The 15,050-nt window shown below is 71.7% G+C and carries 18 protein-coding genes and 1 pseudogene; 14 read left to right on the top strand and 5 right to left on the bottom strand.

Annotated features, from left to right (window positions below):
* The 7 genes and pseudogenes from JHD21_RS13845 to JHD21_RS13815 all read left to right on the top strand — a co-directional run.
* Nucleotides 1-497 (top strand): annotated as a pseudogene (locus tag JHD21_RS13845) (1-deoxy-D-xylulose-5-phosphate reductoisomerase); the annotation flags it as partial.
* A gap of 23 nt (nucleotides 498-520) precedes the next feature.
* Complete coding sequence (locus JHD21_RS13840; RefSeq protein ID WP_292676347.1) at nucleotides 521-1,876, top strand: site-2 protease family protein; 1,356 nt, start codon at nucleotides 521-523, stop codon at nucleotides 1,874-1,876.
* Between the two features lie 92 nt (nucleotides 1,877-1,968).
* On the top strand, nucleotides 1,969-3,099 hold the full coding sequence (ispG, locus tag JHD21_RS13835) for a flavodoxin-dependent (E)-4-hydroxy-3-methylbut-2-enyl-diphosphate synthase (protein ID WP_292676350.1): 1,131 nt from the start codon (nucleotides 1,969-1,971) through the stop codon (nucleotides 3,097-3,099).
* Between the two features lie 8 nt (nucleotides 3,100-3,107).
* Entirely contained in the window at nucleotides 3,108-3,785 is a 678-nt protein-coding gene (locus tag JHD21_RS13830; RefSeq protein WP_292676344.1) for a hypothetical protein, read from the top strand.
* Between the two features lie 18 nt (nucleotides 3,786-3,803).
* Nucleotides 3,804-4,076, top strand: a complete 273-nt coding sequence (locus JHD21_RS13825) for a hypothetical protein (protein ID WP_292676341.1) — start codon at nucleotides 3,804-3,806, stop codon at nucleotides 4,074-4,076.
* Nucleotides 4,077-4,111: 35 nt separating this feature from the next.
* The gene (locus JHD21_RS13820; RefSeq protein WP_292676339.1) at nucleotides 4,112-4,957 is read left to right on the top strand and encodes a GNAT family N-acetyltransferase; all 846 of its coding nucleotides are present in this window, start codon (nucleotides 4,112-4,114) and stop codon (nucleotides 4,955-4,957) included.
* A gap of 61 nt (nucleotides 4,958-5,018) precedes the next feature.
* Nucleotides 5,019-5,396: a hypothetical protein gene (locus tag JHD21_RS13815; protein ID WP_292676337.1), complete on the top strand. Its 378-nt coding sequence runs from the start codon at nucleotides 5,019-5,021 to the stop codon at nucleotides 5,394-5,396.
* A gap of 4 nt (nucleotides 5,397-5,400) precedes the next feature.
* On the opposite strand, the gene JHD21_RS13810 is transcribed toward JHD21_RS13815, so the two are convergent.
* Entirely contained in the window at nucleotides 5,401-6,378 is a 978-nt protein-coding gene (locus tag JHD21_RS13810) for a hypothetical protein (protein ID WP_292676334.1), read from the bottom strand.
* 136 nt (nucleotides 6,379-6,514) lie between these two features.
* Between JHD21_RS13810 and JHD21_RS13805 the strand changes: the two genes are divergently transcribed.
* The 3 genes from JHD21_RS13805 (at nucleotide 6,515) to JHD21_RS13795 (ending at nucleotide 10,056) form a co-directional block, all read left to right on the top strand.
* Nucleotides 6,515-8,284: a proline--tRNA ligase gene (locus tag JHD21_RS13805; RefSeq protein ID WP_292676331.1), complete on the top strand. Its 1,770-nt coding sequence runs from the start codon at nucleotides 6,515-6,517 to the stop codon at nucleotides 8,282-8,284.
* A 10-nt stretch (nucleotides 8,285-8,294) separates the two neighbouring features.
* The gene (locus JHD21_RS13800) at nucleotides 8,295-8,996 is read left to right on the top strand and encodes an HAD family hydrolase (protein ID WP_292676328.1); all 702 of its coding nucleotides are present in this window, start codon (nucleotides 8,295-8,297) and stop codon (nucleotides 8,994-8,996) included.
* A gap of 121 nt (nucleotides 8,997-9,117) precedes the next feature.
* On the top strand, nucleotides 9,118-10,056 hold the full coding sequence (locus tag JHD21_RS13795; RefSeq protein ID WP_292676325.1) for a zinc metalloprotease: 939 nt from the start codon (nucleotides 9,118-9,120) through the stop codon (nucleotides 10,054-10,056).
* 149 nt (nucleotides 10,057-10,205) lie between these two features.
* On the opposite strand, the gene JHD21_RS13790 is transcribed toward JHD21_RS13795, so the two are convergent.
* A complete protein-coding gene (locus tag JHD21_RS13790; protein WP_292676322.1) occupies nucleotides 10,206-10,640 on the bottom strand; it encodes a DUF4439 domain-containing protein in 435 nt (144 codons plus the stop codon).
* On the bottom strand, nucleotides 10,637-11,173 hold the full coding sequence (locus JHD21_RS13785; protein ID WP_292676319.1) for a hypothetical protein: 537 nt from the start codon (nucleotides 11,171-11,173) through the stop codon (nucleotides 10,637-10,639). Before JHD21_RS13785 ends, JHD21_RS13790 begins: the two co-directional genes overlap by 4 nt.
* Before the next feature lie 82 nt (nucleotides 11,174-11,255).
* On the opposite strand from JHD21_RS13785, the gene rimP reads away from it, so the two are divergent.
* Both rimP and nusA read left to right on the top strand, forming a co-directional pair.
* The gene (gene rimP, locus JHD21_RS13780) at nucleotides 11,256-11,807 is read left to right on the top strand and encodes a ribosome maturation factor RimP (RefSeq protein WP_292676317.1); all 552 of its coding nucleotides are present in this window, start codon (nucleotides 11,256-11,258) and stop codon (nucleotides 11,805-11,807) included.
* A gap of 2 nt (nucleotides 11,808-11,809) precedes the next feature.
* Entirely contained in the window at nucleotides 11,810-12,784 is a 975-nt protein-coding gene (gene nusA / locus JHD21_RS13775; RefSeq protein ID WP_292676314.1) for a transcription termination factor NusA, read from the top strand.
* A gap of 17 nt (nucleotides 12,785-12,801) precedes the next feature.
* On the opposite strand, the gene JHD21_RS13770 is transcribed toward nusA, so the two are convergent.
* Entirely contained in the window at nucleotides 12,802-13,386 is a 585-nt protein-coding gene (locus tag JHD21_RS13770) for a histidine phosphatase family protein (RefSeq protein ID WP_292676311.1), read from the bottom strand.
* Complete coding sequence (locus JHD21_RS13765; protein ID WP_292676308.1) at nucleotides 13,383-14,159, bottom strand: glycoside hydrolase family 16 protein; 777 nt, start codon at nucleotides 14,157-14,159, stop codon at nucleotides 13,383-13,385. The genes JHD21_RS13770 and JHD21_RS13765 overlap by 4 nt, the downstream gene beginning before the upstream one ends.
* Nucleotides 14,160-14,252: 93 nt before the next feature.
* On the opposite strand from JHD21_RS13765, the gene JHD21_RS13760 reads away from it, so the two are divergent.
* Both JHD21_RS13760 and JHD21_RS13755 read left to right on the top strand, forming a co-directional pair.
* Nucleotides 14,253-14,585 carry a YlxR family protein gene (locus tag JHD21_RS13760; RefSeq protein WP_292676306.1) on the top strand — a complete coding sequence of 111 codons (333 nt, stop codon included), beginning with the start codon at nucleotides 14,253-14,255 and terminating at the stop codon, nucleotides 14,583-14,585.
* A 131-nt stretch (nucleotides 14,586-14,716) separates the two neighbouring features.
* A partial coding sequence (locus JHD21_RS13755; protein ID WP_292676304.1) for a translation initiation factor IF-2 N-terminal domain-containing protein occupies nucleotides 14,717-15,050 on the top strand: 334 nt, incomplete at its 3' end.

Below are 15,050 nucleotides of genomic sequence, written 5' to 3'. Positions count from 1 at the left end.
CGCACCTGCTGTTCGGCATCCCGTTCGACCGGATCGAGGTGGTCGTGCACCCCACGAGCGTCGTGCACTCCATGGTCGAGTTCGTCGACGGCTCCACGATCGCCCAGGCCAGCCCGCCGACGATGCTGATCCCCATCGCCCTCGGCCTCACCTGGCCGGAGCGGATCCCGGACACGGCGCCCGCGGTCGACTGGACCAGACCACAGGCCTGGGAGTTCTTCCCGCTCGACCACGAGGCGTTCCCGGCCGTGTCCCTGGCGGCCGAGGCCGGGCGGCGTGGCGGGACGGCGCCCGCCGTCTACAACGCCGCCAACGAGGTCGGCGTGGAGGCGTTCCGGCAGGGCCGGCTGCCCTTCGACCGGATCGTCCCGACGATCGAGTCCGTCCTCACCGATCACGACGTACCCTCGACCTCACCGCTGACCGTCGACGAGGTCCTGGCCGCTGACGCCTGGGCCCGGAGCCGCGCGGGGGAACTGGTCGCGGGCAACTCCTAGAAGGGCGTGGGGCAGTGGACGCAGTGGACACTCTGCTGTGGGTGTTCGGTGCCCTGGTGTTCGTGGTGGCGATCCTCGCCTCGATCGGGCTGCACGAGCTCGGCCACATGATCCCGGCGAAGGCCTTCGGCGGGAAGGTCACCCAGTACTTCATCGGCTTCGGTCCCACGGTGTGGAGCACCCGGCGCGGCGAGACGGAGTACGGCGTCAAGGCGATCCCGCTCGGCGGCTACGTCAAGATCGTCGGGATGCTGCCGCCGGGGGCTGCGGACCTCGCCGACGAGGTCACCGTCGACGCCGCCGGCAACACGGTGACGAAGGTCCGCAAGTCCAACACCGGCCTCTTCACCCAGCTGATCTCGGACGCCCGCGCGGCCGAGTGGGAGCTTGTCGGCCCCGAGGACAGCGACCGGCTCTTCTACAAGATGACCTGGTGGAAGAAGGTCGTCGTGATGGCCGGCGGCCCGACGGTCAACATCCTGATCGCGTTCTTCGTCTTCTGGGCGATCTTCGCGACCTACGGCAACGCCGCCGAGGCCCGCCCCGACTCGGGTCGCCCGGTGCTCGCCGAGGTCTCCGACTGCGTCATCCCCTACGAGGAGCAGCGGCTGGAGTGCACCGACTCCGACCCCGTCAGCCCGGCCGCGGAGGCGGGTCTCGAGCCGGGCGACGTGATCACCTCGTTCAACGGCGTGGCCGTGACCAGCTGGGACCAGCTGCGCGAGCTGATCCGCGCCAACGCCGACGGCGAGGCCGTCATCGGCTACGAGCGCGACGGCGTGGCGCTCACCGGGACGACCAGCACGACCGTCGAGCTCCGTCCCGAGAGCGAGGAGGACCGCACGCTGCGCGAGGTGGGCTTCCTCGGGGTCACTCCCACCACGCACCTCGAGAGCGGCGGACCGCTCTACACCGTCCAGCAGATGGACGAGATGGCCGTCGAGACGGTCAAGGCGATGGCCAACCTGCCCGGCAAGGTGTGGGGCGTCGCCAAGGCGATCGTCGGTGTCCAGGAGCGGGACCAGGACAGCCCGGTGAGCATCGTCGGCGGCAGCCGGTTCTCCGGAGAGATCGTCTCCAGCGACGAGCTGGAGGTGACCGAGAAGGTCGTGTTCTTCGGCTCCCTGGTCGCCGGGTTCAACTTCTTCATCGGCATGTTCAACTTCATCCCGTTGCTCCCGCTCGACGGCGGCCACATCGCCAGCGCGCTGTGGGAGGCCGTACGCCGCGGGTTCGCGCGGCTGTTCGGCCGGCCCGATCCCGGCTACGTCGACGCCGCCAAGCTGCTGCCGGTGGCGTACGTCGTGGCGTCCTGCCTGCTCGTGCTCAGCGCCGTGCTGATCGTGGGCGACATCGTGGTCCCGGTCAGCATCAGCTGACCGGTCGCGGTCCGTCCGCGTTGCCCTGAGTCCTGCGTCACGCAAGTAGGCTGGCGGGCGTGACGTCGTCCCCGACCAGCATCGACCTGGGCATGCCCGCAGCGCCCCCACCGGTGCTCGCACCCCGGCGCAAGACCCGGCAGATCCAGGTGGGCAAGGTCGGCGTCGGCAGTGACCACCCGATCTCGGTCCAGTCGATGACGACGACCCTCACCGCCGACGTCAACGCCACGCTCCAGCAGATCGCCGAGCTGACCGCCACCGGCTGCGACATCGTCCGGGTGGCCTGCCCGAGCCAGGACGACGCGGAGGCGCTGCCGGAGATCGCGCAGCACTCGCAGATCCCGGTCATCGCCGACATCCACTTCCAGCCGAAGTACGTCTTCGCCGCGATCGACGCCGGCTGCGCCGCGGTCCGGGTCAACCCGGGCAACATCCGCAAGTTCGACGACCAGGTGAAGCAGATCGCGGCCGCGGCCAAGGACCGCGGCACGTCCATCAGGATCGGCGTCAACGCGGGCTCGCTCGACCCGCGGCTGCTGGAGAAGTACGGCAAGGCGACCCCCGAGGCCCTCGTCGAGTCCGCGGTCTGGGAGGCCAGCCTCTTCGAGGAGCACGACTTCCACGACTTCAAGATCTCGGTCAAGCACAACGACCCGGTCGTCATGGTCCGTGCCTACGAGCTCCTGGCCGAGGCCGGGGACTGGCCGCTGCACCTCGGTGTGACCGAGGCCGGGCCGGCGTTCCAGGGGACGATCAAGTCGGCCACCGCGTTCGGCGCGCTCCTCTCCCAGGGGATCGGGGACACCATCCGGGTCTCCCTCTCGGCCCCGCCGGTCGAGGAGGTCAAGGTCGGGCTCCAGATCCTGGAGTCGCTCAACCTCAAGCCGCGCCGGCTCGAGATCGTGTCCTGCCCCTCGTGCGGCCGGGCCCAGGTCGACGTCTACAAGCTCGCCGAGGAGGTCACCGCGGGCCTCGACGGGCTCGAGGTCCCCCTGCGGGTCGCGGTCATGGGCTGCGTGGTCAACGGTCCCGGTGAGGCCCGCGAGGCCGACCTCGGGGTGGCCAGCGGCAACGGCAAGGGCCAGATCTTCGTCAAGGGCGAGGTGATCAAGACCGTCCCTGAGTCGCAGATCGTGGAGACGCTGATCGAGGAGGCCATGCGGATCGCCGAGGGCATGGAGGCCGTCGACGGCGCCGGGGCCTCGGTCACCGTCAGCTGACGCGTCCCGTGCCTGACCCCCTGGACGTCCGGTGGCGCCCGGTCGAGGCGCCCGGCTTCAGGGCGCGGGCCGCCGCCTCCGGCTATCCCGGTCCCACGGTCGGCGGGGACGTCGACGGCCTCGGGGCGCTGGTGATGGTCGACGGGAGCTCGGTCGAGCTGGTCGAGCTCGGTGGCAGCCCGGTGACCTCGCTGGACCACTCCGACGCCTACGTCGTCAGTGCGGGCGACACGCTGTGGACCGGTGACGAGCTGGGACGCCTCGAGCGGGTCACCCCGATGCTCGACGGTGCGGCACCTGTCACGGGGTGGGCGACCTGCGCCGACACCGACCTCCGCGCGGTGCTCGCCTACGACACGCCCCACGGCTCGGTCCTCGGTGTGTGGAGCGCCGAAGGGGGCGACGAGCTGGTCCCGGTGCCGAACCGCCTGCATCTGCGCGGGGACGCCGGCGACGTGGTCGTGACCAGCTCCCAGGGTGGCCTCGTCGTGGCCGGTCCCGTGGATGACGGCAGTCCGACAGTGGGGCCCTCGGCGTGGCTGTGCGCCGACCCCGACTTCGGTGAGCAGCCGTGGGAGCGGCTGGCTCTCGACCCCGCACCGACGGCGGTCACCGGGGCCGCGGGCTGGACGCTCGAGTGGTTCCTGTCCGGCCGGGCCGGCACCGAGGCGGTCGTCTGGGGCTAAACCGGCCGTGCAGTGGGCATGCCGGCCCTGACCCTCCCGAGCGCGTCGGACCGGGTCCTCCTGGCTCGCTGCCCGATCGACGAGGACGAGCTGGATCACCTCCTGGTGGTGACCGCCACCGAGGACAGCGCGATGGTGCACGCCATCGACGGGGACGGCTGGCGCGTGGCGCCGCTGCCGGACGGCCGCGTGGACGATGCCACCCATGTGCACACCGACGACGGCGAGCTCCTCGTCGCCGTCGTCGACGGCCGGATCCTCGTCGGCGAGCTGGCGTGGACCTCGTCCTAGGCCGGTTCCCCTCGGCCTCCCACTAACCTGACCGCATGCTGACGACGCGGCACGGGGTGCGCGTGCTGGAGAGCGCGGATCTCGATGCGTTCCTGGCGCTCACGGGCCGGGACCCGGTCGTCAACGTCTTCGCGGACCATCGCGCCCGCACCACCAACCTCGAGCCGCGGTGGCTCGGCGGCGAGGTCTGGGGCCGCTTCTCCGGCGGTGAGCTGGTCGCGGCCTGTCACGTGGGCGCCAACCTGGTGCCGGTCCAGTGCAGTCCCGAGGACGCCCGCGCGTTCGCGGAGCGGGCCCTGACCCGGAGCCGTTCGGTGTCGACGGTCGTCGGTCCCCATGACGCCGTCGAGACCTTCTGGCAGACGGTGTCCACGTCCTGGGGCCGTCCGCGCGAGCTCCGCTGGAGGCAGCCGCACCTCGAGATCAGCGGGCCACCGCTGGTCGCGCCGGACCCCGAGGTACGCCGGACGACCCGGTCGGACCTCGACCTGCTCTATCCCGCCTGCGTGGCCATGTACACCGAGGAGGTCGGCGTCTCGCCCGAGGAGGGCGGCGGCGCGGATCTCTACCGGGCCCGGGTGAGCCAGCTCATCTCCCGCGGCTGGTCCTTCGCCCGGTTCGACGGCGGCCGCCTGGTCTTCAAGGCCGAGGTCGCCTGCGCCTCACCGCACGCCGCCCAGGTCCAGGGGGTCTACGTGCCTCCGGACCGCCGCGGCGAGGGCCTGGCGGTCGCCGGCATGGCGGCCGTCGTCGAGCAGGTCCAGCGGCACATCGCCCCGGTCGTGTCGCTCTACGTCAACGACTGGAACGTGCCGGCGCGACGTGCCTACGAGCGGGTCGGCTTCATGCAGTCCGCGACGTTCTCCACCGTGATGTTCTGATCGCGACCGGCGTGTCGAGATCCCCCGCAGGGAAGGCACCCGGCTCGACTACCGTGACGGAGTGCCCCGCGCCACGACGTTCCCGACCCCGGCCAAGCTCCTGACTCTCGGCTTCGCGGTCAGCGGCGTGGTTCACCTGGTCAGGCCGAAGGTCTACGAGCCGCTGATCCCCGGCTGGCTGCCGGGCGCCCGACAGATCGTGCTGGTCAGCGGCGTGGCCGAGCTGGTGTGCGCCGCTGGGATGGCGCACCCGCGGACCCGCCGCGCTGCGGGCTGGGCGAGCGCCGCACTGCTCCTCGGCGTGTGGCCGGGCAACGTCCAGATGGCGTTCGACTCGTTCGACACCGACAACACCGCGCTGAAGGTGGGCACCGTGGCGCGGCTGCCCCTCCAGCTCCCCATGATCCGGGCAGCGGTCAGGGCAGCGCGCGCCGAGTAGGCGCTTACCCGGCCCGTGGCATCTCCACGGGTCGCAGGTCCTCCGCCCGCTCGCAGTCGGCCTTGATGCAGCGGACGGTCGTGGCCTGCTTCTTGCCGTTCGTCTCCAGCAGCAGGGCTTTGGACGACTCGAAGGTGAGCCCGCCGAACCAGCCCTGCACGGTGTAGCGGGCCACGAGCCGGCCGCCGAGGGTCCGCACCGAGGCCTGGTTGGGGCCGATGCCGTCGGACAGGAGGTGCACGGTGACCATCCTGGCGCCGCCCGGTGCGAACGACTCGACCCGCTCGGTGCAGGACCTCCAGAGCACGTCACCGGTGTCGCTGATCCGGCTGACGACCGTGCAGCCGCCCTGGTAGGGGTCGGCGGTGTAGGTCGACAGGAGGTCCTCCTCCAGCGAGGCGGAGCCGCCGACGCGCTTGGTGAGACGGACCACGGAGCCGGTGGACAGGTCCCAGGACAGCGTGCCGCGCTCCCAGACACCGAGCAGGACCTGGTCGCCCCGGGCGTCCAGCACGGTCGGGTAGCCCCGGAAGTGCCGCCGCGCCTCGACCTGGCCGGTCGCCACCGACCAGACCCGGAGTGTCGTGTCCTTGCCGCGGTAGGCACCCGCGACCAGTCGCAGTCCGTCGGACGCCAGCAGCGGTTCGACCAGGTCGCCCTCGTCGCCCTCCGCGATCACGGTCCGGCTGCCGTCGGCCTCGAGACGCACGAGGCGGCTGACGGTGAAGTCCCGGTTCTGGGTGTGCACGACGTACGACGACCCGCTCCGGCCGAGCAGGCGCACCGCGGCAGCCCGCACCCGGACCCGGACGTCGCCGTCGACCACGGTCTTGCCCTCCAGGTGCGGGATCGCGGTGTCCGCGCCGCGGGGCAGGGCGCCGGGCTTGATCTCGGTCGTGGCCGGGACGGCGACCGCCGTACCCGTGAGGACGAGCGTGGTGAGGCAGGCGGCCAGGGCGGCCAGCGTCCGGTGGACGCACATCGGGGTTCCTCTCGTTGCGCGAGCGGCCGCGCCGACCCGGCGGGCTGCACCAGGGAGACGCCGGCGGCGTCGCAAAGGTTGCCTCCTCGGGAAACCGCGTCGCTGCCCGAACCGGGCCGCCCGTACCCTTCTGGCCATGATCTCCCGGATGTCGACCTTGTTCGTGCGCACGCTGCGCGACGACCCGGCGGACGCGGAGGTCCCGAGCCACCGGCTGCTGGTGCGGGCCGGCTACATCCGCCGCGCCGCGCCCGGCATCTACACCTGGCTGCCGCTGGGGCTGCGGGTCCTGCGCAGGATCGAGGCCATCATCCGTGAGGAGATGGACGCCATCGGCGCGCAGGAGCTCAGCTTCCCTGCGCTGCTGCCCCGCGAGCCCTACGAGGCGACCGGGCGCTGGACCGACTACGGCGACGGGATCTTCCGGCTCAAGGACCGCAAGGGCGCCGACTACCTCCTGGGCCCGACGCACGAGGAGATGTTCACGCTCGTCGTGAAGGACCTCTACTCGTCCTACAAGGACCTGCCGCTGGCGATCTACCAGATCCAGACGAAGTACCGCGACGAGGCGCGGCCCCGTGCCGGGCTGCTGCGCGGCCGCGAGTTCGTCATGAAGGACTCCTACTCCTTCGACATCGACGACGCCGGCCTCGAGGCGTCCTACCAGCGGCACCGGGACGCCTACGTCCGGATCTTCGACCGGCTCGGCTTCGAGTACGTCATCGTCAAGGCCACCTCGGGCGCCATGGGCGGGTCGCGCTCGGAGGAGTTCCTGGCCCGGGCCGCTGTCGGCGAGGACACCTACGTCCGCTGCACCCACTGCGACTACGCCGCCAACGTCGAGGCCGTGCAGGTGCGCCCGCCCAGCCCGGTGCCGTACGACGACGCGCCGGCCGCGCACGCCGAGGACACGCCCGACACCCCGACCATCGACACGCTGGTCGCCCACCTCAACGCGGCGTTCCCGCGCGCCGACCGCCCCTGGGCGGCCGGCGACACCCTCAAGAACGTCCTGGTGCTGCTCAAACACCCCGACGGCACCCGCGAACCCCTGGCCATCGGCCTGCCCGGCGACCGGGAGGTCGACCAGAAGCGGCTCGAGGGCCAGCTCGAGCCGATCGAGGTCGAGCCCATGGACGAGGCCGAGATGGCCAAGCACCCGGCGCTGGTGAAGGGCTACATCGGCCCTGCCGTCCTGGGCGAGAAGGCCGAGTCGGGCATCCGCTACCTCGTCGACCCCCGGGTCGTCGAGGGCACCCGGTGGGTGACCGGTGCGAACGTGCCCGGCAGCCACGTCATCGACCTGGTCGCCGGCCGTGACTTCACGCCCGACGGCACGATCGAGGCCGCCGACGTCCGGGACGGCGACGCCTGCCCCAACTGCGACACGGGCACGCTCGAGTCGGCCCGCGGGATCGAGATGGGTCACATCTTCCAGCTCGGGCGCCTGTACGCCGACGCGCTCGGCCTTCAAGTCCTGGACGAGAACGGCAAGCTCGTCACGGTGACCATGGGCTCTTACGGCATCGGACCCTCCCGGGCGGTCGCGGCGATCGCCGAGGGCACGATCGACGACCTCGGTCTGTGCTGGCCGCGCAACGTGGCGCCGTACGACGTCCACCTCGTCGCGGCAGGCAAGGGCGAGGAGATCTTCGCCGCCGCCGACCGGATCGCCCACGAGCTCTCGGCGCAGGGGCTCGACGTCCTCTACGACGACCGGCCGGGGCGGGTCAGCCCCGGGGTGAAGTTCAAGGACGCCGAGATGATCGGCGTCCCGACCATCGTCGTGGTCGGCAAGTCCCTGGCCGACGGCACCGTGGAGGTCAAGGACCGAGCCACCGGCGAGCGTGCGGACGTCCCGGCCGAGCAGGTCGTCGACCACTTGGTCGGTCTCGTGCGTGCCTGAGGCCCGCGGCATGCCCATCGACGCCGTCATCTTCGACTGGGGCGGCACCCTGACCGCCTGGCACGACATCGACTTCCACGCGGAGTCGCTGGCGCTCGCCCAGGCGGTGGTCAACGTCCACCACGACGTGGAGGTCAGCCGGCAACGCCTGCACGAGGCCGGCAGCACCATCTGGGGGCGGTCCCGCGACCACCAGCAGAGCTCGACCGTCGACGACCTCTTCGCCGTCGCCGGGCTGGACCACGACCCCGACCTGCTCACGGCCTACTACGAGTTCTGGGAGCCGCACACGGCCACCGACCCGGACGTACGACCGACGTGGGAGGAGCTGCGCGCCGACGGGGTCAAGGTCGGCGTCCTGTCCAACACCATCTGGCCGCGCTCGTTCCACGAGCGGATCTTCGAGCGCGACGGCGTCCTCGACCTGGTCGACGGCGACGTCTACACCAGCGAGATCCCGTGGACCAAGCCCTCCCCGCACGCGTTCGCGGCGGCGATGGAGGCGGTGGGGGTCAGCGACCCCGCCCGCTGCGTCTACGTCGGCGACCGGCTCTTCGACGACATCTGGGGTGCCAAGCACGCCGGCCTGCACGCGATCCACGTCCCGCACAGCGCCATCCCCCCGGAGCAGGTCGGCCACTCGGAGGGCACCCCCGACGCCGTCGTGCACCGCCTGCGGGAGATCCCGGACATCGTCCGGCGCTGGTCCTGACCCGACCGGATCAGGGCCGGCACGAGGCTGTCCTTCGTGCGACGTAATCCTGGGCACGTCTCGCGACAGGTTGCGGTGACGGCCTGACTGGTGGCCGTCCCGCCGAAAGGACGTCCCCCGCATGCGCCTCTCCACCTGGAGGGCCCCGCTGGCCCTCGGCGGCACCGCACTGGTCGCCTCCACCTTGTCCGTCGCCGGCCTCGCCGCACCCGCCGCGGCCCGCCCGGTGCTCGACCGGCAGTGCGTCACGACCGACACCCACGTCGGCGGCTCCGCACGGGGCGGCTTCGGCGAGCGGGACCATCGCGCCGTCTCCGCCCAGGAGCAGCGCACGATCCGTCGTCAGACCGCGCGAGCCCTGCGCCTCAAGGGTGTGAGCCCCAAGGTGGCGGCCGGGGCCACGGCGACGGTGCCGGTCTACGTGCACGTCATGCGCGACGCCAACGGCACCGGCGACGTCACCGACAAGCAGATCACCCAGCAGATCGCGGTCCTCAACAAGACCTTCGCGGGAGGCGAGTCCTCGACCGCGGCGGACACCGGCTTCTCGTTCTCGCTCGCCGGCACGTTCCGCTACAACAACAACCAGTGGCACCAGGACAAGTCGAGCACCACCTACCGGAAGGCGACGCGCAAGGGCGGGGCCGACGCCCTCAACATCTGGCTCGTCGACTTCAAGTACCTGGGCATCGCCACGTTCCCCTGGGACTACCAGAAGAGCCCGGGCATCGACGGCATCCGGGTCCACTACGCCTCGCTGCCCGGTGGGGACATCGCCAACTACGACCAGGGCGAGACCGCGACGCACGAGGCCGGGCACTGGTTCGGGCTCTACCACACGTTCCAGGGCGGCTGCACGGACACGAACGACGAGGTCGCCGACACTCCCGCGCAGGCCGGTCCCACGTCCGGGTGCCCGGAGGGTCAGGACACCTGTCCGGCACCGGGGTCGGACCCCATCCACAACTACATGGACTACAGCTACGACAGCTGCTACACCGAGTTCTCGGCCGGACAGAGCGCCCGGGCGGGCCAGATGTGGACGGCGTACCGAGGCTGATTCCTTCTCGCGACCGGGCCCCGACAACTTTTGCAAGAACCTGCAATGCAGAAGTGTGCGGTGCGGGTCCTCTCGCGTTGGTGCTGGTGCTGGGAGAGAGTGGATACCGGAACGACCGGGGAAGGGCAGGTCACGAACCGGCCCTTCGTTCAGCGGTCCGCGTACTCGCCGGCTCCGGGGAACATCTCGGGAGTGCCTCGGAACCCGAGCTCGCGGACCGCTGCGTCGTTCAGGGCACCCACCGCCCACGTCCGCGCCTCGCCCGTCGTGCCGGCCACCGCCGCGGCGTAGACCTCGGCGCAGGACCGCTCGAGGTCCAGCGCGGCGCTGGTCACCCCGGCCACGGTGTCGAGCCCGACCGGCAGCTCGTACGCCGTCGCGGCGGCGGCCGGTGTCGCGCCGGCGGCGGCCAGCCGGCCGATGAGGTCGTCGCGACGGCCGCGGTGGGCGTCGTACGCGTCCCGCAGGGCGAGGTAGAGCTCCGGTGCGGCGGACTCCGAGGTGCGGGCACCCAGGACGCTCACGACGTAGAGCGCGGCGTGCTCGCCCGCGAGCACCTCCTCGAGGACGTCGACCTCGCTCATGCGGCACCCCCGTCCGTGGGGGCCGGCGGGAGCGCGGCCAGGTGCTGGGACACCGACGCGGACGTCGAGGCGAGCAGCCGGGCCAGGGCCCCGCTCCGGGCCTGGACCGACGCGCTCGCGAGGGTCTGTTGCAGCGACTGCTCCGCGGCACGGACCCGGGCGAGCGCCTCGGCCGGCGTGCTGCCGGCGTCCGGCGCCGGGATGCTGCGGTCGTCAGGCGGCTCGAGGACCGCCAGGTGCGCGCGGTGCATCCGGGCGAGCGGTTGGAGACGGTCGCGCAGCCGCGGGAAGGAGCGGCGGGCGCGGTCGACCAGGACCTGGGCGGTCGCCATGGCGTAGGCGGCGTCCTCGGCGAGACCGACGTCCGCATCGGGCTCAGGGGTCTGGGTGCCGCCCGGTGTGGGGGAGGGGCTCGGGGTCGCGTCGTCCTCCGGTGGGCGCAGGTCGTCGACGTCGCAGGCGGACAGCAGCACCAGCCCCACGGCCCCGGTGAGGGCGCCGCGGCGGGTCGTCGTCACGCGGCGGGCTGGCACGCCGCGACCCTACCGACCGCTGGGACCCGCGCCGGGTCGCTATCGTGGGCCGAACCACAACATCACAAGGAGGTCCACCGCGATGGCCAGGCAGCCAGACGCCGTCCGGGAGCAGATCGAGCGTGAGCTCGAGGGCCCCCTGCGCGCGCTCGACCTCGACGTCGAGGCGGTGGAGCTGACCCCGGCCGGCAACAGGCGAGTCCTGAGGATCGCCGTGGACGGCGACGACGGCGTCACGCTCGACGACGTCGCCGAGGCGACCAAGAAGGTGTCCGAGGTGCTGGACGCGAGCGATGTGATGGGTGCGCAGCCCTACACCCTCGAGGTGACCTCGCGGGGCGTCGACCGCCCGCTGACCCTGCCCCGGCACTGGCGGCGGAACGCGGACCGCCTCGTCAGGGTGACGCTGTCCGACGGGGAGGTCCTCACCGGGCGGATCGGTGCGTCGACGGACTCCCAGGTGGTGCTGGACGTCGACGGCACGGCCCGCGAGGTGGCGTACGACCAGGTCTCCAAGGCGCTGGTGCAGATCGAGTTCAACCGCAAGCGGCACCAGCACGCCGACCTGGACCAGGACCACGACCAGGACCACGACCAGGACCACGACCAGGACCACGATCAGGACGAGGAGTAGCTGTGGACATCGACCTGAGCATCCTGCGCAGTCTCGAGCGGGAGAAGGAGATCAGCTTCGACGTGCTCGTCGAGGCGATCGAGCAGGCCCTGCTGACGGCCTACCACAAGACACCCGGTGCCCAGGAGCACGCGCGCGTCGAGCTGGACCGCAAGACCGGGCACGTCACCGTCATGGCCCAGGAGGTCGACGAGGACGGCAACCCGCTGCGCGAGTTCGAGGACACGCCCGAGGGGTTCGGCCGGATCGCGGCCACGACCGCGAAGCAGATCATGCTCCAGCGGCTCCGGGACGCCGAGGACGACCTCCGCTACGGCGAGTTCTCCGGCAAGGAGGGCGACATCATCTCCGGTGTCATCCAGCAGGGCCGCAACCCTGACGACGTGATGGTCGACCTCGGCAAGCTCGAGGCGCTGCTGCCGGTGGCCGAGCGGGTGCCCGGGGAGAAGTACGAGCACGGCACCCGGATCAAGTGCCTGGTCTTCTCGGTGCGCAAGGGGATGCGCGGCCCTCAGATCACCCTCTCCCGGTCGCACCCCAACCTGGTCAAGAAGCTGTTCGCCCTCGAGGTGCCCGAGATCGCCGACGGGACGGTCGAGATCGCCGCGATCGCGCGGGAGGCCGGCCACCGCACCAAGATCGCGGTCAAGTCCAACACCCCCGGGGTCAACGCCAAGGGGGCCTGCATCGGCCCGATGGGCCAGCGGGTCCGCAACGTCATGTCGGAGCTGCACGGCGAGAAGATCGACATCGTCGACTGGTCCGACGACCCGGCCGAGATGGTCGCGCACGCGCTGTCGCCGGCCCGGGTCAACAAGGTCGAGGTCGTCGACGCCGAGACCCGCTCGGCGCGGGTGACCGTGCCCGACTTCCAACTGTCGCTGGCGATCGGCAAGGAGGGCCAGAACGCCCGCCTCGCAGCCCGTCTCACCGGCTGGCGGATCGACATCCGCTCCGACGAGGAGAAGCCGGAGTAGCCCGGAGGCGGGACTGCTCACCCCCAGCGGGTGCAGACCCACCCGTCGGCATCCGCGAGCACCTCGACGGTCGAGGCGTTGCCCAGCGGGCCCTGCTCGACGTCCATCCGGCACAGCCCGGACACCCCGAGGTTGATCGCCACCCCGTGCGAGACGACGAGCACGGTCTCACCCGGGTGGGCGTCCGCCACCTCGCCGAGGACCGCGCCCACCCGGTCGGCGATCTCCCGGCCGGTCTCGCTGCCCGGCATCCGCGCGTCGAGGTCGCCCCGCTGCCAGCGCTGGTAGGTCTGCAGCAGCGGCTCGAGGTCCAGCGGCTCCGCGCCGCCGAGGTCGACCGCCGGCTCCCGCAGCCCGGTCCGCGTGGTCACCCCGACGCCGAGCCGGGCGGCCACGATCTCCGCAGTCTGCACGGCGCGGGCCAGGGTGCTGGTCCACACGTGCGCCACCCGGCGGCCGGTCAGGGCGTCGGCCAGCGCGGCGGACTGCCGCCGCCCGAGGGCCGTGAGCGAACCCCCCTCGCCGGCCCACTCGCTCGCCTCGTACTCCGCCTCGCCGTGCCGGGCGAGGACCAGGGTCGTCGCGCACTGCAGGGCGGTCACGGCCCGGCCGGCCGGTCCCCGGCCACCCTGTCGACGACGAGCCGCGGGACGAGGTGGTCGTCGTCGCCGCTCGACCACTCCGGGAAGTCGAAGACCGCGATCATCAGCTGCATCGGGTACGTCGGCGGGCGCGGGCAGCGGCGTACGACCGCGCCGTCGACGCTGAACACCGCCTCGGCCGCGTCCCAGTCGACGGCGTACAGGTGCGGCTCGAGGACGTCGATGGGCAGTCGAGGGGCGGTGAAGTCCTGGGTCAGCGCAGGGTCGCGGAACGCCTTGATGCCGACCCCGACCTCGGCGGAGGCCTCCTCGACGGGACCGAGGGCGTTGCCGAAGATCTCGAACACGCAGAGCTCGCCGCAGCGGACCTGCTCGGGGTCGTCCTCGAACCCGGCGAGCCAGAGCGCCGCCATCGAGCGCGGTGACAGGGTCATCCGGGCCGAGATCTCGATGCGGCCACCGCTCGGCAGCCACCCCTCGAAACGGTCCTGCTCCTCGCGCACGGCGAGACCCTCGGCGAAGCGCTGCTGCCCACGGGTGCTGCCCGTCGGCCCCGACCAGCTCCCCGACTGGACGCCGGACACCCGCAACGGCGTCGGGTGCGTCTCGGGGCACCACAGGAGGTGCTCGGGCGGGATGTCCAGGACCAGGCCCTCGGGGCCGACCCGGTAGGACGCCCGGGTGTCCGCGCGGGACGACCATGCGGGCAGGTAGTGGGGGAGCCAGACCTCGCGATCGAGGTCCGGACCGGTGAACCGGTCCTCGAACCACATGCGTTCCACGGTAGGTCATGGCGGGGACGCACGCCCGGTTCGGGGAACAGACGTCGTTCCGGGTAGTGTTGAGCCTTGGTGGCGAGGAACCGCATGTCTTCTGCGCGCTCGGACCGCACCCCGGTGACGGGGCCGGTCCGGACCTGCATCGGATGTCGGCAACGAGCCGCCAAGCACGAGTTGTTGCGGGTGACCGCTGGCTCGGACCCCGACGGCCACCCGGCCGTGGTGCCCGATCCGACGGCCACCGCACCCGGACGGGGGGCGCACCTGCACCCCACGACCGAGTGTTTCGACCTCGCGGTGCGGCGCAAATCCTTCAACCGGGCCTTCACCCGGGACCTGCGAGCAGGTCACGAGGGGTTGTCCCCGGCGCCGGTGGGGGACTACCTGCAAGCCGTGGCAGCCTCGCGCAGCAGCACCTGACAGACCGACCGACCAAGGAACTGGAGCAGCAGCTCATGAGCACTCGATGAGTACTTCCCGATGAGTTTGCACCACCACTAAACGGTCTCAGAACGTCCCCGCAACCCGGGTCTGAGGCCAGAAGGAGAAACGTGGCCAAGACCCGAGTTCATGAGCTCGCCAAGACCTACGGCATCGAGAGCAAGGAAGTTCTCGAGAAGCTGAAGGAGATGGGCGAGTTCGTCAAGTCCCCTTCCTCGACCATCGAGCTTCCGGTCGAGATGAAGTTCAAGAAGCAGTACGGCGACGCGCTGCTCGCCGCCGCGAAGGAGTCCGCTCCCGCGGCCGAGGCTCCAGCGGAGGCCGCCGCGCCCAAGCCGGGCCCGAAGAAGCCGGCTGCCAAGAAGGCCGCCGCCCCCGTCGAGCCCGTCGCGCCCGCCGAGCCGGAGGTCGTCGAGACCCCGGCCGCGGTCGAGACCACCGTCG

The sequence above is a fragment of the Nocardioides sp. genome (assembly GCF_016462705.1).
Classification (GTDB): Bacteria; Actinomycetota; Actinomycetes; order Propionibacteriales; family Nocardioidaceae; genus Nocardioides.
The sequence above is the reverse complement of the archived record's forward strand: the minus strand, read 5'-3'. Positions and strand labels throughout refer to the sequence as shown.